Annotated in this window: 24 protein-coding genes; 18 read left to right on the forward strand and 6 right to left on the reverse strand. The window is 36.5% G+C overall.

Annotated features, from left to right (window positions below; genetic code table 11):
- Positions 1–11 precede the first annotated feature (11 nt).
- Both LWE_RS07000 and LWE_RS07005 read left to right on the forward strand, forming a co-directional pair.
- Positions 12–995, forward strand: a complete 984-nt coding sequence (locus tag LWE_RS07000; RefSeq protein WP_011702186.1) for an alpha-ketoacid dehydrogenase subunit beta — start codon at positions 12–14, stop codon at positions 993–995.
- Positions 996–1,025: 30 nt separating this feature from the next.
- Positions 1,026–2,273, forward strand: a complete 1,248-nt coding sequence (locus tag LWE_RS07005) for a dihydrolipoamide acetyltransferase family protein (RefSeq protein WP_011702187.1) — start codon at positions 1,026–1,028, stop codon at positions 2,271–2,273.
- A gap of 156 nt (positions 2,274–2,429) precedes the next feature.
- Here the strand turns inward: LWE_RS07005 and prli42 are convergent, their stop codons facing one another.
- Positions 2,430–2,525: a stressosome-associated protein Prli42 gene (gene prli42, locus LWE_RS14575; RefSeq protein ID WP_003722501.1), complete on the reverse strand. Its 96-nt coding sequence runs from the start codon at positions 2,523–2,525 to the stop codon at positions 2,430–2,432.
- Positions 2,526–2,646: 121 nt separating this feature from the next.
- Here prli42 and LWE_RS07010 point away from each other — a divergent pair, with 121 nt between their 5' ends.
- From LWE_RS07010 to LWE_RS07025, 4 genes are all read left to right on the forward strand, one after another.
- Positions 2,647–3,741, forward strand: a complete 1,095-nt coding sequence (locus tag LWE_RS07010) for a M20/M25/M40 family metallo-hydrolase (protein WP_011702188.1) — start codon at positions 2,647–2,649, stop codon at positions 3,739–3,741.
- Between the two features lie 144 nt (positions 3,742–3,885).
- Positions 3,886–5,304, forward strand: coding sequence for an NADP-dependent phosphogluconate dehydrogenase (gene gndA, locus LWE_RS07015; RefSeq protein WP_011702189.1), 1,419 nt, complete (start codon positions 3,886–3,888; stop codon positions 5,302–5,304).
- A 193-nt stretch (positions 5,305–5,497) separates the two neighbouring features.
- Complete coding sequence (locus LWE_RS07020; RefSeq protein ID WP_003719652.1) at positions 5,498–6,178, forward strand: response regulator transcription factor; 681 nt, start codon at positions 5,498–5,500, stop codon at positions 6,176–6,178.
- A complete protein-coding gene (locus LWE_RS07025) occupies positions 6,175–7,626 on the forward strand; it encodes a HAMP domain-containing sensor histidine kinase (RefSeq protein ID WP_011702190.1) in 1,452 nt (483 codons plus the stop codon). The genes LWE_RS07020 and LWE_RS07025 overlap by 4 nt, the downstream gene beginning before the upstream one ends.
- A 36-nt stretch (positions 7,627–7,662) precedes the next feature.
- Here the strand turns inward: LWE_RS07025 and LWE_RS07030 are convergent, their stop codons facing one another.
- From LWE_RS07030 to LWE_RS07040, 3 genes are all read right to left on the reverse strand, one after another.
- Complete coding sequence (locus LWE_RS07030; RefSeq protein WP_011702191.1) at positions 7,663–8,490, reverse strand: membrane protein insertase YidC; 828 nt, start codon at positions 8,488–8,490, stop codon at positions 7,663–7,665.
- Between the two features lie 36 nt (positions 8,491–8,526).
- A complete protein-coding gene (locus tag LWE_RS07035; RefSeq protein ID WP_041176344.1) occupies positions 8,527–8,808 on the reverse strand; it encodes a hypothetical protein in 282 nt (93 codons plus the stop codon).
- Positions 8,809–8,893: 85 nt separating this feature from the next.
- Entirely contained in the window at positions 8,894–9,175 is a 282-nt protein-coding gene (locus LWE_RS07040) for an acylphosphatase (protein WP_011702193.1), read from the reverse strand.
- A 140-nt stretch (positions 9,176–9,315) separates the two neighbouring features.
- Here LWE_RS07040 and LWE_RS07045 point away from each other — a divergent pair, with 140 nt between their 5' ends.
- Positions 9,316–9,663, forward strand: a complete 348-nt coding sequence (locus tag LWE_RS07045; RefSeq protein ID WP_011702194.1) for a DUF1033 family protein — start codon at positions 9,316–9,318, stop codon at positions 9,661–9,663.
- Positions 9,664–9,702: 39 nt separating this feature from the next.
- On the forward strand, positions 9,703–10,779 hold the full coding sequence (gene fni, locus LWE_RS07050; protein ID WP_011702195.1) for a type 2 isopentenyl-diphosphate Delta-isomerase: 1,077 nt from the start codon (positions 9,703–9,705) through the stop codon (positions 10,777–10,779).
- Positions 10,780–10,870: 91 nt separating this feature from the next.
- Here fni and trhO read toward each other — a convergent pair whose 3' ends face one another.
- Positions 10,871–11,830: an oxygen-dependent tRNA uridine(34) hydroxylase TrhO gene (gene trhO, locus LWE_RS07055; protein ID WP_011702196.1), complete on the reverse strand. Its 960-nt coding sequence runs from the start codon at positions 11,828–11,830 to the stop codon at positions 10,871–10,873.
- 250 nt (positions 11,831–12,080) lie between these two features.
- Here trhO and LWE_RS07060 point away from each other — a divergent pair, with 250 nt between their 5' ends.
- Complete coding sequence (locus LWE_RS07060) at positions 12,081–13,007, forward strand: YitT family protein (protein WP_011702197.1); 927 nt, start codon at positions 12,081–12,083, stop codon at positions 13,005–13,007.
- 152 nt (positions 13,008–13,159) lie between these two features.
- Positions 13,160–15,442, forward strand: coding sequence for an FtsK/SpoIIIE family DNA translocase (locus LWE_RS07065; RefSeq protein ID WP_011702198.1), 2,283 nt, complete (start codon positions 13,160–13,162; stop codon positions 15,440–15,442).
- Between the two features lie 35 nt (positions 15,443–15,477).
- Here the strand turns inward: LWE_RS07065 and proG are convergent, their stop codons facing one another.
- Positions 15,478–16,317 carry a pyrroline-5-carboxylate reductase ProG gene (proG, locus tag LWE_RS07070; protein ID WP_011702199.1) on the reverse strand — a complete coding sequence of 280 codons (840 nt, stop codon included), beginning with the start codon at positions 16,315–16,317 and terminating at the stop codon, positions 15,478–15,480.
- A gap of 349 nt (positions 16,318–16,666) precedes the next feature.
- Between proG and LWE_RS07075 the strand changes: the two genes are divergently transcribed.
- The 8 genes from LWE_RS07075 to LWE_RS07110 all read left to right on the forward strand — a co-directional run bounded on the left by LWE_RS07075 (position 16,667) and on the right by LWE_RS07110 (position 26,230).
- Positions 16,667–17,740 (forward strand): BMP family lipoprotein, encoded by a 1,074-nt coding sequence (locus LWE_RS07075; RefSeq protein ID WP_011702200.1) that lies wholly within the window; start codon positions 16,667–16,669, stop codon positions 17,738–17,740.
- A 432-nt stretch (positions 17,741–18,172) separates the two neighbouring features.
- A complete protein-coding gene (locus tag LWE_RS07080) occupies positions 18,173–19,714 on the forward strand; it encodes an ABC transporter ATP-binding protein (RefSeq protein ID WP_011702201.1) in 1,542 nt (513 codons plus the stop codon).
- On the forward strand, positions 19,707–20,759 hold the full coding sequence (locus LWE_RS07085) for an ABC transporter permease (protein WP_011702202.1): 1,053 nt from the start codon (positions 19,707–19,709) through the stop codon (positions 20,757–20,759). Before LWE_RS07080 ends, LWE_RS07085 begins: the two co-directional genes overlap by 8 nt.
- The gene (locus LWE_RS07090) at positions 20,756–21,706 is read left to right on the forward strand and encodes an ABC transporter permease (protein ID WP_011702203.1); all 951 of its coding nucleotides are present in this window, start codon (positions 20,756–20,758) and stop codon (positions 21,704–21,706) included. Before LWE_RS07085 ends, LWE_RS07090 begins: the two co-directional genes overlap by 4 nt.
- 117 nt (positions 21,707–21,823) lie before the next feature.
- On the forward strand, positions 21,824–23,116 hold the full coding sequence (yfmF, locus tag LWE_RS07095) for an EF-P 5-aminopentanol modification-associated protein YfmF (protein ID WP_011702204.1): 1,293 nt from the start codon (positions 21,824–21,826) through the stop codon (positions 23,114–23,116).
- The gene (gene yfmH, locus LWE_RS07100) at positions 23,097–24,383 is read left to right on the forward strand and encodes an EF-P 5-aminopentanol modification-associated protein YfmH (protein WP_011702205.1); all 1,287 of its coding nucleotides are present in this window, start codon (positions 23,097–23,099) and stop codon (positions 24,381–24,383) included. Before yfmF ends, yfmH begins: the two co-directional genes overlap by 20 nt.
- A 100-nt stretch (positions 24,384–24,483) precedes the next feature.
- Entirely contained in the window at positions 24,484–25,215 is a 732-nt protein-coding gene (gene ymfI / locus LWE_RS07105) for an elongation factor P 5-aminopentanone reductase (RefSeq protein WP_011702206.1), read from the forward strand.
- Between the two features lie 49 nt (positions 25,216–25,264).
- Entirely contained in the window at positions 25,265–26,230 is a 966-nt protein-coding gene (locus LWE_RS07110) for a helix-turn-helix domain-containing protein (protein ID WP_011702207.1), read from the forward strand.
- Positions 26,231–26,266 lie beyond the last annotated feature (36 nt).

The raw sequence follows: 26,266 nt of genomic DNA on the forward strand, positions 1-26,266 counted from the left end.
AGGGAATTTGAATGCCAGTCATTTCATATATTGATGCAATAACAATGGCGCTTAAAGAAGAAATGGAGCGCGATGATAAAGTATTTATTTTAGGGGAAGATGTTGGGAAAAAAGGCGGTGTATTTAAAGCGACTGCTGGTTTATATGATGAGTTTGGTGAAGACCGAGTTCTCGATACACCACTTGCTGAATCCGCGATTGCCGGAGTCGGAATTGGAGCGGCGATGTATGGTTATCGTCCAGTTGCAGAAATGCAGTTTGCTGACTTTATTATGCCAGCTGTAAACCAAATTATTTCAGAAGCTTCCAGAATTCGTTACCGTTCGAACAATGATTGGTCATGCCCGTTAGTTATTCGCGCACCTTTTGGCGGCGGGGTTCACGGGGCGCTTTATCATTCTCAGTCGGTCGAAAAAGTTTTCTTTGGACAACCTGGTTTGAAAATCGTTGTGCCTTCTTCTCCATATGATGCAAAAGGACTTTTAAAAGCAGCGATTCGCGATAACGACCCAGTACTTTTCTTTGAACATAAACGTGCTTATCGTTTACTAAAAGGCGAAGTGCCAGAAACGGATTATATCGTTCCTATTGGCGAGGCAAATGTTGTTCGTGAAGGCGACGATATTACAGTAATTACTTACGGACTTGCTGTTCAATTTGCCCAACAAGCAGCAGAACGCTTAGCTGCTGAGGGTGTAGAAGCTCATATTCTTGATTTACGGACGATTTACCCATTAGATCAAGAAGCAATTATCGAAGCAACGAAAAAAACAGGTAAGGTACTTCTTGTAACAGAAGACAATAAACAAGGTAGCATCATTAGTGAAGTAGCGGCAATTATTTCAGAGCACTGTTTATTCGATTTAGATGCACCAATTGCAAGACTTGCAGGTCCTGATACCCCAGCGATGCCTTTTGCGCCAACGATGGAAAAACATTTCATGATTAATCCTGATAAAGTGGCGGATGCAATGAAAGAATTAGCGGAATTTTAGACCCGTTTTAAATTAAAGGAGTGAAGACCCGTGGCAGTTGAAAAAATCACCATGCCCAAATTAGGGGAAAGTGTAACAGAAGGAACCATTAGTTCGTGGTTAGTTAAACCAGGCGATACAGTAGAAAAATATGATGCAATTGCAGAAGTGCTAACCGACAAAGTAACAGCTGAAATTCCGTCTTCTTTTAGCGGAACAATTAAAGAAATTTTAGCAGAAGAAGATGAAACATTAGAAGTAGGCGAAGTTATCTGCACCATCGAAACAGCAGAGTCTGGCGGTTCAGAACCAGCCGATGAAGAAAAACAACCAGAAACAAAAAACGATGAAAAAAAAGAAACTAAACAAGTGAAATTAGCAGAAGCACCGGCTAGTGGAAGATTTTCCCCAGCTGTACTACGAATTGCTGGCGAAAACAATATAGACTTATCCACTGTAGAAGGCACTGGTAAAGGTGGCCGAATTACTAGAAAAGATTTACTTCAAGTAATAGAAAATGGGCCAGTAACTACTAAATCAGAACCAAAGAATGTGACACAAGAAAAAACTGCAACTCCTGCGCCTATTCGTTCTGCAGCTGGTGACAAAGAAATTCCAATAAATGGCGTAAGAAAAGCAATTGCGAAACATATGAGCGTCAGCAAACAAGAAATTCCGCACGCATGGATGATGGTGGAAGTTGATGCTACTGGTCTAGTGCGCTATCGTAATGCAGTAAAAGATACTTTCAAAAAAGAGGAAGGTTATTCCTTAACTTATTTCGCGTTTTTCATAAAAGCAGTTGCGCAAGCCTTAAAAGAATTTCCGCAATTAAATAGTACTTGGGCAGGCGATAAAATCATTGAGCATGCAAATATCAATATTTCAATTGCTATTGCAGCTGGCGATTTATTATATGTTCCGGTTATTAAAAATGCAGATGAGAAATCTATTAAAGGGATTGCTCGTGAAATAAGTGAACTTGCTGAGAAAGCTCGGAGTGGCAAACTTAGCCAAGCAGACATGGAAGGTGGTACATTCACTGTGAATAGTACTGGTTCCTTTGGCTCTGTGCAATCAATGGGAATTATTAATCACCCACAAGCAGCTATTCTTCAAGTAGAATCAATTGTAAAACGGCCAGTAATTGTGGATGATATGATCGCTGTTCGTGATATGGTAAATCTTTGTTTATCCATCGATCACCGTATTTTAGACGGTTTACTCGCTGGGAAATTTTTACAAGCAATTAAATCTGCTGTCGAAAAAATCTCTAAAGATAACACAGCGTTATATTAAAGATGTTTTAATCTAGTTTTAGCGGGTATTGTTTAGTACATCTAGATCCATACCCCTAAACTCCCTAGATGTCTTGGGTAGTACTTTCGGGTACTGCTCTTTTTTTGAGGAAAAAAATAAAAAAGTCTGAACCATATTGGCTCAGACATCGGATATCTATAAAAACATTAATACCCCGGTTAAAACGCTGGATAATACAATCGCGATTAGCATTAAGATAACGACAACGCGAACTACTTTTTTATTAGTCATTGCGGAAGAAAACTCCTCTCATAAAGCATTTCAGTTATCTCCATCTTACTTATTATTAGAGTAAATTTCAAGTGATTTTTTAATTTTTTTAAGTAAAAGGAAGAATATAGGTGAAAATAAGATGAAATCAAATGTAAAAAATTACTTTACGGACTTAATCCAAATACCGTCTGTTTCTGGAAAAGAAAAAGCAGTATTAATGTACATTAAAAAACATTTAACGCAAGCAAATATCGCTTATAGTTTAGATGAAAATTACGGATTAATTGCTCGATTACCAGCAACTGCTGAAAAATTTCCAACCATTTTTTTCTGTAGCCATGTGGATACACACCCAAATGCTTCTGCTCCAGTTTTTCAAATTGATCATGATCACATTACTTCGAAAAATGGAACCTCATTAGGAGCAGATGATAAAGCAGCAGTAGCGGCAATGTTAGCGAGCATCGATTATTTTAATGAAGAAAAGAGTGTTCATGGTATAATTGAGTTTATTTTTACGACGAAAGAAGAACTGGGTATGATGGGAATGCGTTTATTTCCTGAAGAAAAAATTACTGCGGCATATGGATATTGTTTAGATGCTCCATTTGATGTTGGTAATTATCAATTGCAATCTAACACTTTAGTAGCGGTTAATTTTGCAATTGCTAGTTCAGATTCTTCACAAATGTCACCAATTTCTGTCGCTAGAATGGCTCTCCATGCAACCCGTCCAGGACGAATTGATCGAGAAAACAAATGGGAAGTCGAATCTTTTTCTGGTGGCATCAATGATGAAAATTACCAAGATGCGCAATTAGATATTCTTTTTACATCAGCTGCTAGTTTTAGAAAAGCATTATTGCATATTCAAGCCATAAGAGAGCAGTTTAACGAAACATGTGAAAAATATGGTGCTTCTTTAACAGATGATACTCGTCTTATTTATGAAGGTTATCATATTGATCCAAAACACCCATTAGTAAATATTTTCCGAAAAGCAGCCAAAAAACAAGCTTTGCCAACAAATGAAATTTTTATTGATGGCGGTTCAGATGCGAATGTTCTTAATGAAAAAGGAATACCTACAATGCTATTATCAGCAGGATATAAGAATGCGCATACAGAAGGAGAATCTATTGCCGTAAGTCAGTTAGAAAAGCTTACACAACTCATCATTGATTTATCCGAATCAGCTAAAAATGAAAAAATCTTATTAAGAAAGCTAAAATAACGAAAAAAAGTCAAATAATTCGGATTGATTCATTGTCCAAGAAGCAATTCTTTGATATAGTAAATGATGTTGATACTTTTATGTGTCATGTTGAAGTAAGACAGATTTTTCTGCCTTAATAAACCGGAAAGGAAGAAGTGCAAAATGGCAAAACAAGAAATTGGCGTTATAGGAATGGGCGTTATGGGTCGTAACTTGGCTCTAAACATTGAAAGTCGTGGTCATACAGTATCTATCTTTAACCGTTCTACTGAAAAAACGAAAGCGGTTATGGAAGAAAATGCGGATAAGAAATTAGTACCAACTTATAGTTTAGAGGAATTTGTCGAATCTCTTGAAGTGCCTCGCCGTATCCTTATTATGGTAAAAGCTGGCGATGCTACCGATATGATGATTGAAGCAGTTAAACCTTTCTTAAATGAAGGCGATATTTTAATCGATGGTGGTAATGCATTCTTTAAAGATACAATTCGTCGTAATAAAGAACTAAGTGAAGAAGGATTTAACTTTATCGGTACTGGTGTATCTGGTGGGGAAGAAGGCGCTCTTAAAGGACCTTCCATCATGCCAGGTGGTCAACGCAAGGCATACGACCTTGTAGCCCCTATTTTACGTGAAATTGCTGCAGTAGCAGACGGAGAACCGTGTGTGACTTATATTGGTCCAGATGGTGCCGGACATTATGTTAAAATGGTCCACAATGGTATCGAATACGGTGATATGCAATTGATTGCAGAAGCTTACACTATTTTGAAAGAAATTGGTGGATTAAGCCATGATGAACTTGCAGACGTATTTGAAGAGTGGAATAACGGTGAACTTGATAGCTATCTAATCGAAATCACTAAAAATATCTTAAAAGTAAAAGATGAAGAAACAGGTAAACCTATTGTTGATGTTATTCTTGATAAAGCTGGACAAAAAGGTACTGGTAAATGGACAAGCCAAAGTGCACTTGACCTTGGTGTGCCACTTTCCTTAATTACAGAATCTGTATTTGCACGTTACATCTCTGCATTAAAAGAAGAACGTGTGTATGCAAGCACTGTTTTACATGGTCCATCTAGCTATCACTTTGACGGTGATAAAAAAGCATTTGTTGAATCTGTTCGTCGCGCACTTTATTTCAGCAAAATAGCATCTTATGCACAAGGTTTTGCTCAAATGAGAGCTGCTAGTGAAGAGTATGATTGGGACTTACAATACGGTGAAATTGCGAAAATTTTCCGTGCTGGTTGTATTATTCGTGCTCGTTTCTTACAAAAAATTACGGACGCTTATAACCAAGATAAAAATCTTAAAAACTTATTACTCGATCCATATTTCAAAGATATTGCACATAACTACCAAGGAGATCTTCGTACAGTTGTTGCAGAAGCTGTAAAAGCTGGAATTCCAGTACCTACATTCACTGCAGCAATCAGCTACTACGACAGCTATCGTTCTGAAGTATTATCTGCAAATCTAATTCAAGCACAACGCGATTACTTTGGTGCGCATACGTATGAGAGAGTCGACAAACCTGGCGTATTCCATACAGAATGGCCACAAGTAGAAGATTGAGTTATTAAAAAGGCATTCACTTTTTCGGAGTGAATGCTTTTTTATATGAGATTTAAATTAGTAAATCATGGTAAAGTGGTAAAAAATGCAGAAAATATCTAATTATACGTTGTTATTAGTTGTTTTTGAGGGAAAGTTCGTTACAATAGTAATAGGAATATAGTGTAATGATCGAAAGAGAGGGTTAGGTCTAATGAATAGAATATTAATCGTTGAAGATGAAAAAAACTTAGCACGCTTTATTGAATTAGAATTACAACATGAAAATTATGAAACAGCTGTTGCTAATGATGGACGCGCTGGACTCGAACTCGCTTTAAATGAAGAGTGGGATGCAATTTTACTTGATTTAATGTTGCCGCATTTAAATGGTGTAGAAGTTTGTCGTCGAGTGCGCCAAGTAAAACAAACGCCTATTATTATGATAACTGCACGAGATTCTGTTATTGACCGTGTATCAGGACTTGATCATGGGGCAGATGATTATATTGTTAAACCTTTTGCCATTGAAGAATTACTTGCGCGTCTTCGTTCGCTACTACGCCGAGTTGAAAATGCAGAGCAATCTGCTAAACAAACTACACTTCAATATCGAAATCTTATTGTGGAAAAAGAAAACCGGATTGTCAAACGCGATGAAGAAATTATTGATTTAACCAAACGAGAGTATGAACTGTTACTCACACTAATGGAAAATGTAAATATTGTTCTTACTCGAGAAGTGTTACTCAATAAAGTGTGGGGCTACGAAACCGAAGTGGAAACAAATGTAGTTGACGTTTATGTACGTTATTTACGTAATAAAATTGATCATCCTGACGAAGAGAGTTATATCCAAACTGTTCGCGGGACTGGGTATGTGATGCGTACATGACAACTAGCCCATTCTCCTTAAAAAGTCGTTCTTTGAAATTCAAATGGACTTTTGGAGCTAGTGCAGCCATTTTTCTAACCTTTTTCTTATTTTCCTATGCGATTTACCAAGGGATTGGGCAAATGTTGCTAAATGAAGAAGAACCAGAAGTAAAAGAGTTGCTTCTAGCTACAACAAGTACATTGACTAATCAGGATTTAAGCGACAATGAGGAAATTAAATATTTATTTAATAATGACAAAACAGTAAATCGAAAACTGCAAGATCAAGTAATTAATCTATACGATAAAGATGGCCATTTTATTAATAAATATTATTTTTCTAGAAATCAAGATATTACGAGTATAGATTTTTCACAGTATTTTGTTAGTGGGACCGACAAGTTTATTATGAATAAGCCGACAATTGATGGTCAGAAAATGATGACAGCACAAATGCCAATAGTTTCTGACGATAATACAACAGTGATTGGTTATGCACAAGTCGTCAATCCGCTAACTTCTTATAATCGAATGATGGATCGTTTACTTGTTACCATGATTTTACTTGGAGCAGTGGCGCTGTTAATTAGTGGAATGCTTGGCTATTTGCTGGCACAAAATTTCTTAAATCCACTTACTCGTTTGGCACGAACCATGAATGATATCCGTAAAAATGGTTTCCAAAAAAGAATTGAAACGAAAACAAACTCTAGAGATGAAATTGGTGAATTAACAGTCGTTTTCAATGATATGATGACACGAATTGAAACTAGTTTTGAGCAACAAAAACAATTTGTTGAAGATGCATCGCATGAATTACGGACGCCGGTCCAAATTATGGAAGGGCATTTAAAACTTCTAACTCGTTGGGGCAAAGATGATCCGGCAGTGCTTGATGAATCACTTAATGCTTCTTTAACAGAATTAGAACGAATGAAAAAACTAGTTCAAGAAATGCTCGATTTATCAAGAGCTGAACAAATTTCGCAAACAAAAGAATTACAGATTACTGATGTCAATGCAATAGTGGAACAAGTAAGACGCAACTTTGAAGTAATGTATGAACACTTTACCTTTAAATTAAAAGAAGATGATACGGACCTTCGAGCGCTTATTCAACATAATCATTTGGAACAAATTTTAATTATTATTATGGATAATGCGGTGAAATATTCAGGCGATGGAACAGAAGTGGATTTACATGTTTATAAAGAGCAAAAACAAATTCACATTGATGTGCGTGATTACGGTGAAGGTATTTCGCAGGAAGAAATTGATAAAATCTTTAATCGTTTTTACCGAGTAGACAAAGCTAGAAGCCGTGAAAAAGGCGGAAATGGTCTTGGACTTGCCATCGCCAAACAATTAGTGGAAGGATATTTAGGAACAATAAATGCGGTTAGTGAGCCAGATAAAGGCACAACTATCAAAATTACACTTCCTTATATTGATCCAAAATCCAAATAGAAAAACCGCAACCTTGTGAAGAGGTTGCGGTTTCTTTTATTTTTCTTTATTTTGTTCATCGACAATTTGCTCAAATTCTTTTTCTTCTTGCTCCATTACTTTAATTTCTGGATGTTTATTCATATAAAGTTTTTTCGTTAGTAATGTTTGACCAGCTAAGAAAAGTCCACCAACTGCCCAGTATAGCGCAAGCGCAGATGGAGCTGTAAATGATACGAATAAAATCATAATAGGTGACATTAACCCAATAATTTTCATTTGTTTCTTTTGTTCAGGGGAATAGCCAATCATGGAAACAAAATATTGAGCTAAGTAAACCAAACCGGCAATGATTGCCAGAACCATATCTGATTCTCCTAGATTAAACCATAGGAATGTATGACTAGCAATTTCGGATGATCCGCGAATGGCGTAATAGAAAGCCATCAAAATTGGCATTTGGATAAGTAATGGTAAACAACCCATTTGCAGCGGATTAATATTATACTTCGAATATACAGTCATCATTTCTTTTTGAATAGTTGCTTGTTCTTCTTTGGATGTTGCCCGTTTTAAACGAGCCTGAATTTCATCAATTTCTGGTTTGGCAACAGCCATTTTGGATTGCATGCCCATTTGAGCTTTGGCAGTTCGTAAGTTTAGCGGCATAATTAATGCCCGGATTAGCAAAGTGGTAATTATAATCGCAACTCCGTAGTTATCTCCAACAAACGATGCAACAAACATAATAAAACTAGTAAATGGTTGGATTAGATAAGTACTAAAAAAACCATCTGTATTTTGAGACGGGTCCAAACTACATCCTGAAAGTAGTAGTAGTGCACCAAGTAAAACGCTAATTAAAATCATATTTTTCTTTTTCAATGTTTCATTTTCCTCCTAAATAGTAAAATAATAACTTCATATGTTGGAAAATGAAAAACTGTCTTCATCATCAGTAATGGCGCTACATTTCATAGTTATAGCTAGCCAATTAATAATAAAATTTGGCGAGGATCTATAAAAATGTGCTCGAAGTGTTATCTTTACTGGCTTTAAGCAGATAGCGTCAGCGGGTAGCACCATTTTCGGTTTTAATAATGTAATTGCCGACCAATAACTAAATATCGTCAACATTAATAAAAACGTCACTGTGAGTGAAATGAATTCTGGTTCAAGTAAAAGTTGCAAAATGGAAATCATGCCACGCAGTCGCTCCTTTCAAGGTTTAAGTACTCATTAACTATAATGCAAAAAGAGCTATAGCACAACCACTATTTTTATAATTTTAGTAAACAATATCAAATGTTTTTCGATCTTCTACAGGAGCTCCCTTATAGATATAAACATGCTCAATACGGCATCCTGGTGAAGGCCCTTTTTTTATGGCATCGATAAATTTATTTAGATTTTCTTCTTCAGCAATTGCGTGAATTTCAACAGAACCATCGTCTAAATTTTTCACAGTTCCACTAACATCATATTTGTAAGCGACATGTTTTGTTGTGTAACGAAATCCGACTCCTTGTACAAATCCAGTTACTCTTAAAATCGCTGTATCCCTAGCCATGACGAAACCAACTCCTTTTATTTTTCCTTACTACTAGTGTATCTTTTTTTGACAATACTTTCAAAAATTTGCATTCCAGTAATTCAACAAACCTTATGCTATAATATGAGTATTATATTTAGTGTAGGGAGTTTTTTGATATGACAAAATGGAATGTCTATCTAACCAAAGGAGAATATGAGCCTTGGTGGTTTTTCGAGGAATGGGAAACTTCAATTCAAGCTGATTACTTTTTTGCAGAAAAAGAGGCAGCTTTTGCGAAATACCAAGAATTAGCAGAAGAATTAATGCAAAATTATCCTAACCATCAAACAAAAAAAGATTGTTTGTTAGCGGCTTGGAACGAAGAAGAAGTGGAATATTGCGAGGATTGTGAAGATGATATTCAAACTTTTCATGGACTTATTTTATTTTTAAACGGGGAAGTATATCAACCGACACCTGAAGAAAAAGAAACCATTTTTAAACATGTGTTAACTTTTTCTTAAGACGATATAGAAATTAGCGATTTTTTGGAGGATTACTACATGCAGAAGAATGATGACTTATTAAGAGAACGACGGAAAGATGAACATGTTGCTCTTGGAGTGAAACAAAATGAACAATTAGCGCCATCTAGTTTAGATGATATTCAGCTGATTGGGACTTCTATTCCGCGTTATAATGTGAAAGATATTGATTTGACTACGACCATTTTTGGCGTAAATGTTTCTCTTCCATTTTATATTAATGCGATGACAGGGGGAAGTCGACATACGAAGAAAATCAACGCCGACCTTGCTGAAATAGCGCGCGAAGTAGCTATCCCGATGGCCGTCGGTTCTCAGTCTGCAGCTCTAAAAAACAGTTCCCTTATGGATACATACCAAATTGTTAGAGAAGTGAACCCAAGTGGTATAATTATGGCCAATGTTAGTCCTGAAGTGGCTGTTCAAGACGGACTTCGTGCGATTGAAATGTTAGAAGCAAATGCACTGCAGATTCATATTAATCCGGCACAAGAATTAGTTATGCAAGAAGGCGACCGCTCTTTTAGTCATTGGTTAGCAAGAATAGAGGAGTATGTAAAACGCTCACCAGTACCAATTATTGTAAAAGAAGTTGGCTTTGGAATGACGAGAGAGACTGTAAAGACACTAAGAGAAGTTGGGGTCGAAACAGTAGATTTGGCTGGAAAAGGCGGAACCAATTTTGCTCAAATTGAAAACGATCGTCGCCGCGACCAAGCTTATGATTTTTTACTCGATTGGGGTATTTCAACGGGGCAATCATTAATAGATATGCAACACATAGATGCTCCTAAGATTGCTTATTTAGCATCTGGAGGCATTAGAAATCCGCTAGACATTGTCAAATCTTTGGCGCTCGGAGCGGATAGTGTTGGCATGGCCGGACAAATTATTTATTCATTAAAAAAAGATGGCGTATCAAATACCATCGAAAAACTTGAACTATGGAAAGAACAACTACGTGGCTTATTCGTCCTTGCTGATGCAAAAAATATTGCCGAATTAAAAGAAACTTCTTTAATTGTAAACGGGAAACTTGCTGAGTGGGGAAATGTAAGAGGAATTGATTTGGTACAACTTGCGAATAGAAAATAAAAACCAGCTGCTATGAAGTGCATTCCCAAACTTAGACCAAAAATCTAACTTTGAGGGCGCACTTCACTTTTTAGCAAAGCTGGTTTTTTATTTATTGAACCATTTCTGGTGAAGTTTCACTAATTGCTTGAAGGCGTTCAGTAAATTCTTCTTTAGATAGTTCTTTTGTATAAAGATTTGCTGGGTGCACACGACACTCATGTGAACAGCTACGCAAATACTTTTCTTCATTTTCGATAGAAGCCAAGATTTGCTTATTACAATATGGGTTCGCGCAATTGATATAACGTTCGCATGGCGTACCATCGAAGTAATCTTTTCCAACAATAGTAGGATTTACTTGGTTAATTGGCACAGCGATTCTTTCATCAAAAACATACATTTGGCCGTCCCAGAGCTCACCCTTAGTTTCTTCGTTTTTGCCGTATGTTGCAATTCCTCCGTGAAGTTGACTTACATCTTCAAAGCCAGCAGTTTTTAACCAGCCGGAAAATTTTTCACAGCGAATCCCACCAGTACAATAAGTGACGATTTTTTTGTCAGCTAGTTGATCACGATTCTCTTCAATCCAGCCAGGTAATTCACGGAAGTTTTGAATATCCGGACGAACTGCCCCGCGGAAATGACCAATATCAAATTCATAATCGTTTCGAGCATCTAAAATCACCGTGTCTTCATCCAAAAGTGCCTCACGAAACTCAGTTGGTTCTAAATAAGTTCCAGTAACTTCTAGTGGATTTACATCTTCTTCTAAACTTAAGCTAACAATTTCAGCACGAGGTCTGACATGCATTTTTTTAAAAGCATGAGAGTCAGCCGCGTCAATTTTAAATACCATATCAGCGAAGCGAGCGTCATTTGCCATATAATCCATATATTTGTTTGTTGCTTCTACTGTTCCCGAAACGGTGCCGTTAATCCCCTCAGATGCCACCAAAATTCGGCCTTTTAATTCCATTTCTTTGCAAGCTGCAAGATGCTCTTTTGCAAAAGTTTCTGGATCATCAATCGTTGTGTATTTGTAATATAACAACACTTGATAGTCACTCATAATCTTATCACCCTTCAAAATGTATTTCATGTGCGAGAGAATTCTCCACAAGTTTGCGCATTAATACTATACTATAGCAACTGAAGACTGGCAAGTAGGCGAACTGTAAAATAAATGCTTCTTATTATTAACTATATGTACAAGTACAAAACAGCTATGGTATACTTATTAAATATGAAGTGAAAATTTTGTTGGTGAAAACAGATCTTGTTTTCATCGCCTAAAATAAAGAATGAAGTAAGGAATGGGCGTGAGCTATGTGCAAATAAATGAATCGTTTATGGAAGAACTAGCTTTGAAAAAAGTAAAACAAGAACGTAGGAAAAGATTGAAATGGTTTGTCTATAAATTTTTAATGATTACCTTTGGTGCAATTCTAATGGGGGTTGGATTGGAACTTTTCCTAGTTAATAACCGAATTTTAGATGGTGGAGTTGTTGGTATTTCCATTATTATTTCCCAATTAACGCCGTTACCACTTGGGGTTTTAACTTTTGTTCTTAATATTCCTTTTTTCATTATTGGTTACCGGAAAATCGGAAAAGTTTTTGCGCTATTTACTTTATACGGTATTGCAGTTATGTCGATTGTCACCCTGGTTTTACATGATATGAAACCGGTGACTGATGACTTGTTACTTGCCACTGTATTTGGTGGAATGACGCTTGGACTTGGAGTCGGTCTTGTTATTCGAAACGGTGGAGCGCTTGATGGGACAGAAATTATTTCTATTATTATCAACGGGCGTACACCATTTTCAACAGGACAAATAATTATGTTTATTAATATTGTGATTTTTATCGTAGCAGGTCTTGTGTTTAACTGGGACCGGGCAATGTATTCCTTGATTACATATTTCCTAGCGTATAAAGTGATTGATATTGTTATTCAAGGTGTAGATGAATCGAAAAGTGCTTTTATTATCAGTCGATATTACGAGGAAATTGGTGCAGAAATTATGGAACAGCTTGGAAAAGGTGTAACATACTTAGATGCAACTGGTGGATATTCTGGCGATGTAAGAAAAGTAGTTTTCGTTATCGTCTCTAGATTTGAAGAAGTAAAAGTGAAAGCTATTTTGGATGAGATTGATCCAGATGCCTTTTTGGCCGTCGGAGGAAGTATGTCCGAGGTTCGCGGTGGAAAGCTGATGAACACAAAAACACCACACCTATAACAAAGCTGAAACCATATGTCTCTTACTGGAGATATGTGGTTTTTTTGACGAAAGGAAACATTTGTTTGTATAATAGGGCTATAGTATGAGCTACAGAATGAATAGATGTGCTATAATGAAACAAGCAAAAAAAGGAATAGGTGGGACTTGAAATGGCGACACAAAAGAAAAAAACGACTGGACGAAAGAAAACGTCCACACGTTCAAAAAAGAAAAAATCTGCTTCTTTTCGTATAGAGATAACAGGTATAGTGCTCATTGCAATAGGGCTTATCGGAATATTACAATTAGGTTTTATCGGTCGAGGTTTTTTTGCTCTGGCTGAAATGTTTGTTGGTCTTCTAAGCTATGTTTTACTTGCAGGAATAGTTATACTTGGTGGTTATATGGTTATTAGAAGGAAGATGCCTCGCCTTTTTAGCAAACGATTAGTAGGTATTTATCTGATTGTTTTAGGCTTTTTAACATATATACATATGTATTTTATTATTCATCATTTAGGGGCAAATGCGCCTGTTGTTTCCAGTACATGGAAATTAGTACTAGAAAATTTATTTAGACCAAATCAAGTGAGTTTTGTTGGCGCGGGGATGATTGGTGCCGCTATTACTTCGGTCACGTATTTCTTGCTGGACCGCCTTGGGACAAATATTATAGCTATTCTTTTAATTATTTATGGTTTTTCACTTGTATCCGGCGTTTCTATTCGTCAATTTTTCTCAAAAATAACAGAGTTTGTTCGTTACTTATTTTCAAAAGGTAAAGCAGCAACAGAAAAAGGTAAAGAAGTAAAAGCAAAACGAGATAAAAAGAAAGCTGAAAAAGCGGTTGATGTAGAGCCAGACGAAGTAATTGAGGTAGTCCAACCACTAACATCTATCAAAGAAGAAAAAACGCCACCAATTATTTCGAATTTTAGTTCCAAAGTAGAACAAGAGAAAGCACCTTTGGAAGAAAACGTAGATGTGAAAGAAAAAGAACTAGAAATGTTCCAACAAGAATCCTTTGAAAATGAAATTTATCAATTACCACCAGTAGATATTTTAGCACCAGCCAAAGTTACGGACCAAAGTAAAGAATATGACCAAATCAAAGTCAATGCAAAAAAATTAGAAGATACTTTTGAAAGCTTTGGAGTAAAAGCGAAAATTACACAAGTACATCTAGGACCGGCAGTGACAAAATATGAAGTGCAGCCATCTGTAGGTGTCAAAGTAAGTAAAATTGTTTCATTAAGTGATGATATTGCTCTTGCTTTAGCTGCAAAGGACATTCGTATTGAAGCGCCGATTCCAGGTAAATCTGCTATTGGTATTGAAGTAGCCAACCAGAATGTAGCAATGGTTTCTTTACGTGAGGTGTTAGAAAATAATCCAAAAAACAATCCGGATGAAAAATTACAAATTGCGCTCGGTCGAGATATTTCTGGCGAGGCAATGATGGCCAACCTCGACAAAATGCCCCATCTGCTTGTAGCGGGAGCGACTGGTAGTGGGAAATCCGTTTGTATTAATGGCATCATTACGAGCATTTTGCTTCGTGCTAAACCACATGAAGTAAAAATGATGATGATAGATCCTAAAATGGTAGAGTTAAACGTGTATAATGGTATTCCGCATTTACTTGCACCAGTTGTCACTAATCCTAAAAAAGCCGCTCAAGCTTTGCAAAAAGTAGTTGCTGAAATGGAGCGCCGTTATGATTTGTTTTCACATACAGGTACGCGAAATATGCAAGGCTATAATGATTATGTAAAAAAACAAAATGAGCTTAACGAAGAAAAACAACCAGAATTACCGTTTATTGTAGTAATTGTGGATGAATTAGCAGATTTAATGATGGTTGCTTCAAATGATGTAGAAGATGCTATTACACGACTTGCACAAATGGCTCGTGCAGCTGGAATACATTTAATTATTGCAACTCAACGACCATCTGTGGATGTAATTACAGGAGTTATTAAAGCAAATATTCCATCTCGAATCGCTTTTGCTGTATCTAGTTCTATTGATTCAAGGACTATTTTAGATATGGGCGGGGCGGAAAAACTATTAGGTCGGGGAGATATGTTACTTCTTCCTGTTGGATCTAGCAAGCCAACTCGCATCCAAGGTGCCTTTTTATCCGATGCTGAAGTGGAGGATGTTGTTAATTATGTTATCTCACAACAAAAGGCGCAGTATGTGGAAGAAATGATACCTGATGATATTCCTGAGGTGGAAGGCGAAGTTACCGATGAACTTTATCATGAAGCTGTGGAGCTTGTTGTAGAAATGCAAACAGCCTCTGTATCCATGTTGCAAAGAAAATTCCGGATTGGCTATAACCGGGCAGCAAGATTAATTGATGAAATGGAGCAAAGAGGCGTCGTCGGACCTCATGAAGGTAGCAAACCAAGACGTGTAAATGTGGAAATCACACCGGATAATGAATAAATGAAAAAGGTTGCGACTTTATGCGCAACCTTTTTTTAAGATAATAAATCTCGTTTTTGGGCTTCGATTTCTTTTTTGCTTGAGGCGTATTTTCCTTGAGTTCGCTCGAGGAGTTCATCAAAAAATGCAGGTAATTCTCTTTGACTAAGTTCGACTCCTTCAGCAGTAATACCGCCTTTAGTAGCAACTCGCTCAATTAAGCCATTAAAAGTATAATCAGCTTCAACTAAAAGTTTAGAAGTACCAGCTAATGAAAAATTAATCATTTGAAAGACTTCAGCATCAGATAAAGTAGATCGACGTAGTGTGGCTTCTACAAATTGTTCGAATATAGCAGCAATAATACCAGGAGAAGAGCTTGTTAAATCACTTGCAATATCCATATTTTCTTCTCGGATAGTCATCACATGACCAAAATGTTCAAATGCAGATTCTAACCAGTTAGTGTTAGAACGAGAAACCGTGTCAGCATGAGCAATCAAAGTTGTACCCACACCAACACTTGTTGTGATAGAAGGTATTAATTTACTAACTTGTAATTGAGGTGAAATATCTAATATGTCAACGGTACTTACACCAGCTGCAATAGAAATCACATGACGCTCAGGAGTTAAAACAGAAGCGCAATCTTGGATGAGCGGCAACACAGCAAGAGGTAATTTACAAATAAAACTATGTTCTGCTTTGGTAAAAACCTCTGCTTCATTAGCAGCTAATTGCGTAGTAGGATATTTAGCATAAAACGCTTTAAAATGTTTATTTTCGGAGCTGGAATAAAGGATGATTTCCTCTGGAGTAGCCGTTTTTGTTTCAATCATTTTAGATGCAATTAAAGTCGCCATACTTCCAAAACCAATAAAACCTATTTTTGTCATTTTCATCCCGCCTTTCATCATTATTTTTATTATGAAGGGAATAAAATGGTATTGCAACTAAATTAGATTGTTTGCTTTTTCACGTTAACGCGCTTGTTTCAAGGGATTGCTCAAAAACAAATGATTTAGACAGGATTGAATTTTCTGAATTCATTTGCATTAAAAATTTATCAACTTGGTTATTTATTTATTTTATTTTCCGTGTTATATTAAGAACAGTTAGAGAAGACGTTAAATGTTTTTGTGCGTTTTCTGAAAAAGGGACCATACATAATTTTAATACGCGCCTGAATGTTTGTTTTGACAGATAGCTCTGACTAACATTATATCTCTCGGGAGGGGTTTTAAGGTGAAAAAGCGTACATTTGCTTTCGCACTATCAATGATTATTGCTTCTGGCGTTATCCTAGGTGCTTGTGGTTCAGGCAGCGACGATAAAAAAAGTGGCGATGATAAGAGCAGTAAAGATTTTACAGTAGCAATGGTTACAGATACTGGTGGCGTTGATGACCGTTCGTTTAACCAATCAGCATGGGAAGGCTTACAAAAATTTGGTAAAGCTAACGACATGAAAAAAGGTACAGATGGTTATAACTACTTGCAATCAGCTTCTGAAGCAGACTACAAAACAAACTTAAACACTGCTGTTCGTAGCGATTATGATTTAATTTATGGAATTGGTTACAAACTGAAAGATGCAATTGAAGAAGTTTCTAAACAAAAACCTAAAAATCAATTCGCTATTGTTGATGACACAATTGATGACCGTGATAATGTAGTAAGTATTGGATTTAAAGATAACGATGGTTCTTACCTAGTTGGTGTTGTAGCCGGCTTAACAACAAAAACAAACAAAGTTGGATTTGTTGGTGGAGTAAAAGGAACAGTTATCGACCGTTTTGAAGCTGGTTTTACTGCTGGCGTAAAAGCTGTTAATCCTAAAGCACAAATTGATGTTCAATATGCAAACGATTTCGCTAAAGCAGACAAAGGACAACAAATCGCTTCTTCCATGTATTCTAGTGGAGTAGATGTAATTTTCCATGCTGCTGGTGGTACTGGTAACGGTGTCTTTGCAGAAGCTAAAAACTTGAAGAAAAAAGATCCTAGCCGTGCTGTTTGGGTAATCGGTGTTGACCGTGACCAATGGGACGAAGGAAAAGTTACAGCAAACGATGGCAAAGATTACAATGTAACTCTTACATCTGAAATCAAACGTGTTGATATTGCTGTAGAAGACCTTGCTACTCGTGCAAAAGCTGGAGATTTCCCTGGTGGAACAAAAATTGAATATGGTCTTGACAAAAATGCTGTAGGGCTTTCTGATCATCAAGACAATATTTCTAAAGATGTTTTAGCTAAAGTAGAAGAATATAAACAAAAAATCGTTGATGGGGACGTTAAAGTTCCTGAAAAACCTTGATTTTATAGTTATAAAAACTGAGTAATACGAAGGAAGTAAAACCTTTTATGAAAGTCGGTATTAATTGTACCGGCTTTCATAAAAAAATAATTTGTAAGCGTTTTAATTTAATAGGTAAACCCTTTTACTAAAAGAAAATAATCGGTATATTGGAATTTATGATTGCAATGAATGCCATTTAGAAATAAAATAAGGAGATGGCTTTTTTATAAGCTTAAAATTGCAAGGCAAGCTTTCGTACATAGATGGGGTATAATGAATCGTGACTGACAACATACAAAGCTTTTTAAGCGAAAAAGTCATTAACAACAAACGGATAAAAAACTCGGAACCTTCTTCGGGAGGAAGTACGGGGAGAGGCGGCGTCCTTCGAGAGAATCGCGCGTGTGGCTGTTTTTCCAGTTTGAACCAGACGACAAGGGGAGTGAAGAAGTGGACTTTGTTATTGAAATGTTAGGAATCAGGAAGGAATTCTCTGGATTTGTAGCAAATGATAACATTACCTTACAGTTAAAGCAGGGAGAAATTCATGCTTTGTTAGGTGAGAATGGCGCAGGGAAATCTACGCTAATGAATGTCTTGTTTGGTCTATATGAACCAGATGGCGGCGAAATTCGTGTTCGTGGTACGAAAGAAAATATTAGCAGCCCGAACAAAGCAAATGAGCTTGGAATCGGAATGGTCCATCAGCATTTCATGTTAGTGGATAAATTCACGGTTGCTGAAAATATCATTCTTGGTAAAGAACCGAGCAAGCTTGGCGTTATCGAAAAGAAAAAAGCGGTAGAAGAAATTAAAGAAATTTCTGATCGATACGGTTTACGAGTTGATCCAAATGCTGTTGTACGCGATATTTCCATCGGTATGCAACAACGTGTGGAAATCCTAAAAACACTTTATCGTGGTGCAGATATTTTAATTTTTGATGAACCAACTGCTGTTTTAACACCTCAAGAGATTAAAGAATTGATTCAAATTATGCGTTCTCTTATAAAAGAAGGCAAATCAATTATTTTAATTACACATAAATTAAAAGAAATTATGGATGTTTGTGATCGTGTAACAGTTATCCGCCGTGGTAAAGGTATGGGTACAGTGAACGTTCCTGAAACAACTCCACAAGACTTAGCTAATTTAATGGTTGGTCGCGAAGTGGTTTTCACAACAGAAAAAATAGAAGCCACTCCTGGAAAAGATGTTTTAGAAGTGAAAGATTTAGTTGTTAAAGAAAGTCGCGGCGTTGAAAGTGTTCGCGGACTGAACTTAACAGTCAGAGCTGGTGAAATTGTTGGAATTGCTGGCGTTGATGGTAACGGTCAAAGTGAACTTATTTCTGCCATTGCAGGTCTTTCGAAAGTGACAAGTGGAAGTATTCTTCTAAACGGTGAGCATATTGAGAATAAAAAACCTCGTAAAATTACGGAAGCTGGTTTAGGTCATATTCCAGAAGATCGTCATAAACATGGTTTAGTACTCGAAATGTCTTTAGGAGAAAATATTGCTTTACAAACATACTATAAAAAACCTATTTCAAGTAAAGGCTTCCTCAATCATAAAGCAATGTATGATTTTGCACGTGAGCTAATTGAAGAATATGATGTTCGGGCAAGTAGTGAATACGTAGCTGCTAAATCACTTTCTGGCGGGAATCAGCAAAAAGCGATTATAGCTCGAGAAATACACCGTAATCCAGATTTCTTAATTGCGGCTCAGCCAACACGTGGACTAGATGTTGGCGCAATTGAATTCATTCATAGACGTTTGATTGAACAACGAGATAATGGAAAAGCGGTACTACTTATGTCGTTTGAATTAGATGAAATCATGAATGTTAGTGACCGTATTGCGGTTATTTATGAAGGGAAAATTGTTGCTATTGTTGATCCAAAAGAGACAACGGAGCAAGAACTTGGTCTTATGATGGCTGGTTCATCCAAACAGGAAGCGGAAATGGGGGAAAAAGAGCATGTCTAAACGACTACAAGCATTAGTTATCCCAGTTACAGCCGTTATCCTAGGACTTATCTGCGGTGCGATCATCATGCTTATTTTTGGATATGACCCAATTGCTGGTTACTCAGCGCTTATAGAAGGTGTTGTTGGAGAAAATTTCTATATTGGGGAAACGATTCGCCAAGCTACACCATATATTTTAGTTGGTCTATCTGTCGCTGTTGCATTCAAAGCTGGACTTTTCAACATCGGTGCGGAAGGTCAAATGCTTATGGGGTGGTTAGGTTCCATCATCATCGCTGTAAACTTTGAAGGCTTAACTAAATGGATTCATTTACCGCTTGCAATTATTACTGGTATGGTTTTCGGTGCAATTTGGGCATTCATTCCAGGTATTTTAAAAGCAACTTTACGAGTAAATGAAGTTATTGTCACCATTATGCTCAACTACACAGCACTTTATATTTTCAACTACGTAGTACAAAATCTACTTACAGATGGTTTAGATAAAACACAAGAAATTCATGCATCTGCTTCATTACAATCTGAATTACTACAATCCATGACCGATTATTCGTCTTTACATTGGGGGATATTGATTGCCCTTGGTTTTGCACTTATTATTTGGTTAATGCTAAATAAAACAACATTCGGTTATGAAATCGAGGCAGTTGGATTTAATGAAAATGCATCGCAATATGCCGGTATGAGTGTGAAGAAAACCATTATCTTCTCTATGGTTATTGCTGGAGCACTTGCTGGTCTTGGTGGTGTTATGGAAGGTCTTGGAACATATGGAACGGCTTATGTTTTAACTTCTTCTCCAGGAATCGGTTTTGACGGTATTGCCGTTGCATTACTCGGAGGAAGTTCTCCAATTGGAATTGTCTTCTCTGCTATTTTGTTCGGGGCTCTAAAAGTAGGAGCGTTAAACATGCCAGCAGTTGCAGGCGTACCAAACGAATTAGTCAATGTAATTATCGCTCTGATTATCTTCTTTGTGGCATCCAGCTACATTATCCGCTGGGCGATGGCAAAATTTAAGAAGGGGGCGAAAGCAGAATGACAGCCATTTTAGCGACAATTGTTTCTAGTACACTGCTTATGGCAGGCCCGCTAATTTTTACAGCACTCGGGGGCGTTTATTCCGAACGTGGCGGTGTAGTCAATATTGGGCTAGAAGGTATGATGGTAATGGGAGCATTTTCTGCTATCGTCTTTAACCTTACTTTCCAAGATACTTTTGGTAATTTAACTCCTTGGATTTCACTTATCGCAGCAATGCTAGTAGGAGGATTATTCTCGCTAGTTCATGCCGTTGCAACAATTAATTTCCGCGCAGACCATGTTATCAGTGGTGTTGCGATTAACTTTTTAGCAACAGGTCTTTCTTTATTCCTTGTAAAAGTAATTTATGATAAAGGCCAAACAGATCAAATCAAATATTACTTCGGTAAACCGGATATTCCAGTTTTAAGTGATATTCCAGTCATTGGTGATATATTCTTTAAAAACGTTCCGGTAATGAGTTATGTGGCGATTATTTTTGCAATCGTTTCTTGGTTCATTATTTATAAAACTCGCTTTGGTCTTCGTCTACGTTCAGTAGGGGAGCACCCTCTGGCAGCTGACACAATGGGGATCAAAGTTCGTTGGATGAGATATCAAGGTGTTATCATTTCTGGTATTCTTGGCGGCTTAGGTGGCGCTGTGTACGCACAATCATTTACACTTGATTTCGGACACGCAACTATTTCCGGTCAAGGTTATATGGCTCTAGCAGCAATGATATTTGGTAAATGGAACCCACTTGGAGCAATGGGAGCGGCAATTTTCTTCGGATTTGCGCAATGTTTGGCAATTACCGGCGGCTCGTTACCTTTTTTCAAAGATATTCCAGACGTTTACTTGCAAATTGCGCCTTATGTATTAACAATTCTTGCGCTTGTTGGCTTTATCGGTAAATCCGAAGCTCCAAAAGCAGATGGTGTGAACTACATTAAAGGTAAATAAAACATAAGAGCAGTCTAGATATAATTCTAGGCTGTTTTTTTGTGCTAGAAAATTGTGCGTGGCAACAACTTAGGATACAATAAGAAAGTGAGATCATTGCTTGAAAGGAGCATTATAATGACAGACAAAATATTTCAAGAAAAAGTTGGTCCGGTTGCACTTACAATCGTTCCTACCCAAAAATATAAATCAAATAAAATTGTTTTTAAATTCCGCGCTCCATTAGAAAGAGAAACGGTAACAAAAAGATCTTTACTTTCGATATTGTTAGAAACAAATAGTAAAAAATATCCAACACAAACTGCTTTCAGAAAACAGTTAGCTAATTTATATGGCGCAAATTTTTATACAACTACAGCAAAAAAAGGAAACGAACATGTTTTAACCGTTGTTTTTGATATGATTGATGGGCAGTTTGTATCAGATGGGGAACATATTTTAAACGATGCTTTTCAATTTATGGAAGAAGCATTATTTCAACCCAATGTGACAAATGGCTCTTTTGACGAAGCAATTGTTGCTCGCGAAAAAGAAAATTTGAAAAGTAGTTTAGAAGGAATTTATGATGATAAAATCAGATTTGCCTCTAAAAGATTAATCGAAGAAATGTTCCAAGACGATGCTTTTCGTTTCGGATCTGCTGGTGTTTTAGAAGATGTTGACGCCATTACAGCAAAAGATTTATATGATTATTATCTACAATTTATTTCTGAAGATGTAATTGAAATATTTATATGCGGGGACGTAACTAAAGATGAAGTCATGCCATTAATTGAAAATATGGCTTTTGCTCCGCGTCCTGAACGAAAAGGTATTTTTTATACAAAAAAAGCGCCTGAAAAAACACGCGTTATTCATGAACAACAAGCCATTAACCAAGGAAAACTTGTTCTTGGCTTCCAAACAGAAACTTTATTTGGAGACGATGATTTTGTCGCATTACAACTTGCTAACGGCCTTCTTGGTGGTTACGCGAATTCCAAGATTTTTATTAATGTTCGGGAAAAAGCAAGTCTGGCTTACTATGCCTCAAGCCGAATTGATTCATTTAAGGGATATATGATTATTTCAGCGGGTATTGATGAAGTGAATTACGAGCAAGCTTTAACGATAATTGAAGAACAAATTGTCGCAATGAAGCAAGGTGACTTTACAGAAGATGAATTAAATCAAACCAAAGAAATGTTGATTAATCAATTACTTGAAACAAACGACCAAGCACAAGGTCTAATTGAACTTGTTTATAACAATGTTTTACGCGAAGCAAATCTAGATTTAGATAATTGGATTAAAGTAATTAAACAAACAACAAAAGAAGAAGTAGTGGCTGCTATTAACAAAATCAAACCCGACACAACTTATTTCTTGAGTAAGGGAGGAGAAGAACTTCATGGAAAAAATCACATTTGAGCAAGTAAAAGAAGCTGTATTTCATGAAAAAATGGCAAATGGTTTACAAGTTTATCTTCTTCCAAAACAAGGATTTAGTAAAACCTATGCTGTTTTTACAACTAATTATGGCGCAATTGATAATAATTTCGTACCAATTGGTGAAACGGAATTCACTAAAGTTCCAGATGGTATTGCCCATTTCTTAGAACATAAAATGTTTGAAAAAGAAGACGGCGATGTTTTCTTTAAATTCGGTGAAAAAGGCGCGTTCACAAATGCTTTTACTTCTTTTACAAAAACAGCCTATCTTTTTTCAAGCACTTCTCGTGTGGAAGAAAACTTGGAAACATTAATTGATTTCGTACAAGCACCTTATTTTACAGAAGAAACAGTTGAAAAAGAAAAAGGTATTATTGGCCAAGAAATCAGAATGTATGATGATGATCCAGATTTTCGTGCTTATTTTGGTGTGATTGAAAATATGTATCATAATCATCCCGTAAAAATTGATATCGCAGGTACAGTCGAGTCTATTGCAGAAATTAATAAAGATTTACTCTACCTTTGCTATAACACATTCTATCATCCTAGTAATATGGTGCTTTTCGTTGTAGGTAATTTAGAACCAGAACAAATGATGGACCAAATTCGTGCCAATCAAGCAAAAAAAGATTTTGCCGAAGCTGCGCCAATCAAGCGTCATTTCCCTGAAGAACCAAAAACTGTTTCAGTAAAAGAACGTAAAATACATTTCCCAGTGCAAATTGCAAAAAATTTGGTGGGCATTAAAGAAGATATCGGTTCTTTAGAAGGGCAAGCAGCTATCAAACAAGAAATTATTGGTGATGTAGCGCTCGAGATGTTATTTGGCACAACCTCTGATACCTATCTGGAATTGTATAATAAAGGTATAATTGACGATACTTTTGGATACGACTACACACTTCAAGATAGTTTTTCGTTCGTGCTTGTAGGTGGCGATGCGAAAGACCCTGATAAACAAACTGCGAAAATCATTGAAGCGATAAAAAAAGCAGCTAAAAATGGTTTAAATGAAGCTGATTTGGCTTTAGTGAAACGTAAACGGATTGGTCAATTTTTGCGATCACTTAACTCACCTGAGTTTATTGCCAATCAATTCAGCCAGTATGTAATGAAATCTGCTTCTTTATTTGATATTTTGCCTCTAATGGAAACAGTCACATTAGAAGAAGTAAATTCTTTTGTTAAAAATTTAGATGAAGAAGAACGGACTACTAGTTTCCAACTCCTTCCAGAAAAATAAACATATTTATGCCATTTTTTCTTTTTTTAGTATAAAAAATGGCATAAATTCTTAAGTCATGCTATCATAAAAGAAATAGACTGGAAAGGGTTGCCTTTTTTTGGATAAAGAAACAAAATATGCTTTTGTTACTGGAGCTAGCGGTGAAATTGGACAAGCGATTTGTATAGCACTTGCAAAAGCTGGCTGGAACTTGTATCTTCATTATTATCAAAATAGACAAGCTGTGGAAGATATAGTGCCAAAACTACAAGCTGAAAACATCGATGTCATATTGATTCAAGCCGATTTTGATGATTTTTCAAGTTTAAAAGAGATAGAAAAGCAAGTTTTTCAAGTAGATGCATTTATCCATGCAGCAGGGCATTCTCACTATGCTTTATTCCAGGATACTACAGATTTAGATATGACAAAATTATGGAATGTCCATATGTATATGCCAATGCGTTTAATCCAGATTTTCATACCAAAACTTATGAAAAGTCAGCAAGGAAGAATTGTTTTCATCAGTTCTATCTGGGGAGAAATTGGCGCGTCAATGGAAGTCGTTTATTCTACAGTAAAAGGCGCTCAAATTGCTTTTTGTAAGGCTCTTAGTCAAGAAGTTGGACTGTCGGGCATAACTGTTAACGCAGTAACTCCAGGTGTTGTAAAAACGAAAATGATGGATCAATTTTCGCTGGAAGAAAAAGAAATATTACGTCAGGAAATTCCTTTAAAACGTTTTGCAAAACCGGAAGAAATTGCAGAAACCGTAGAATTTTTAACAAGTAAAAAAGCAAGCTATATCACTGGAGAAGTTTTGCGCTTAAATGGCGGTTGGCTTATGTGAATTTTAATAAAAGTGGAAATTTGAATTTAATAATGGTAGGTGTTTAATTTTGACAGAACTCGGTGATAAACTGAAACAAGCTAGACGTGAAAAAGGACTCAGTTTAGACGACTTGCAACAGATAACGAAAATTCAAAAACGTTATTTAGTAGCGATTGAAGAAGGAAATTATGCTGTAATGCCTGGGAAATTTTATGCAAGGGCATTTATTAAACAATATGCTGAAGCTGTTGGGCTCGATAGTGCAACGCTTTTTGATGAGTTTGAGAGTGAAGTTCCAGATACACCGCAACAAGAAGTAGTTAACAATGAGCCAACTCGAGTACAAAGTAAAAGAAACCCGATGCCTGCTCAATCAGTAGGTAATCAAACAAATTCTCGTAATCGTTTCTTTGATATTTTACCAAAAATTCTAATTGCTTTATTTATCGTCTTCATTCTTTTCATTATTTGGTTTTTCTTGCTTAATAAACAAGATAATTCAACTGAAAAAGTGAAAACAGATACTAGCAATCCAACGGTGAAAGTTGAAGATTCAACAAAAGACAAGGATACGAGTAAAGACACTACAAGCAAAGATACTACAAAAAAAGACACTACTTCTGATGATAAAAAATCTACAGAAGAAGCAAATAAAGACAAAAAAGAAGACACCTCCAAAGAACTTGAAATCACTAAAGGCGAAACGTCTGGAAATGCAACCACTTATACAGTGAAAAATACAGACAAGATGGCACTATCGCTCAGCGCAACTGGTGACTCATGGATTGGCGTTTCTGATGCGAGTGGAGCTACTATCCAAAATGTAACTTTATCTGCTCAGAATCCTTCTGCTGAGATTGATTTAGGCACGAACAAAACTGTTTCTGTAGTTATTGGAAACTCGCCTGTTACAACTGTTAAAATTAATGATAAACAACTGGAATTAGCTCCTACACTTGTGAAGCAAGTGCTCACAATTAAATTAGAAGAAGCTAGTGATACTAGTTCCGATTCAAGCTCAAGTGCAGAATAAGTTGTTTTATGTGGCGAAATCTAATAAGTAGATTTC

This window comes from Listeria welshimeri serovar 6b str. SLCC5334 (genome assembly GCF_000060285.1).
Taxonomy (GTDB): Bacteria; Bacillota; Bacilli; order Lactobacillales; family Listeriaceae; genus Listeria; species Listeria welshimeri.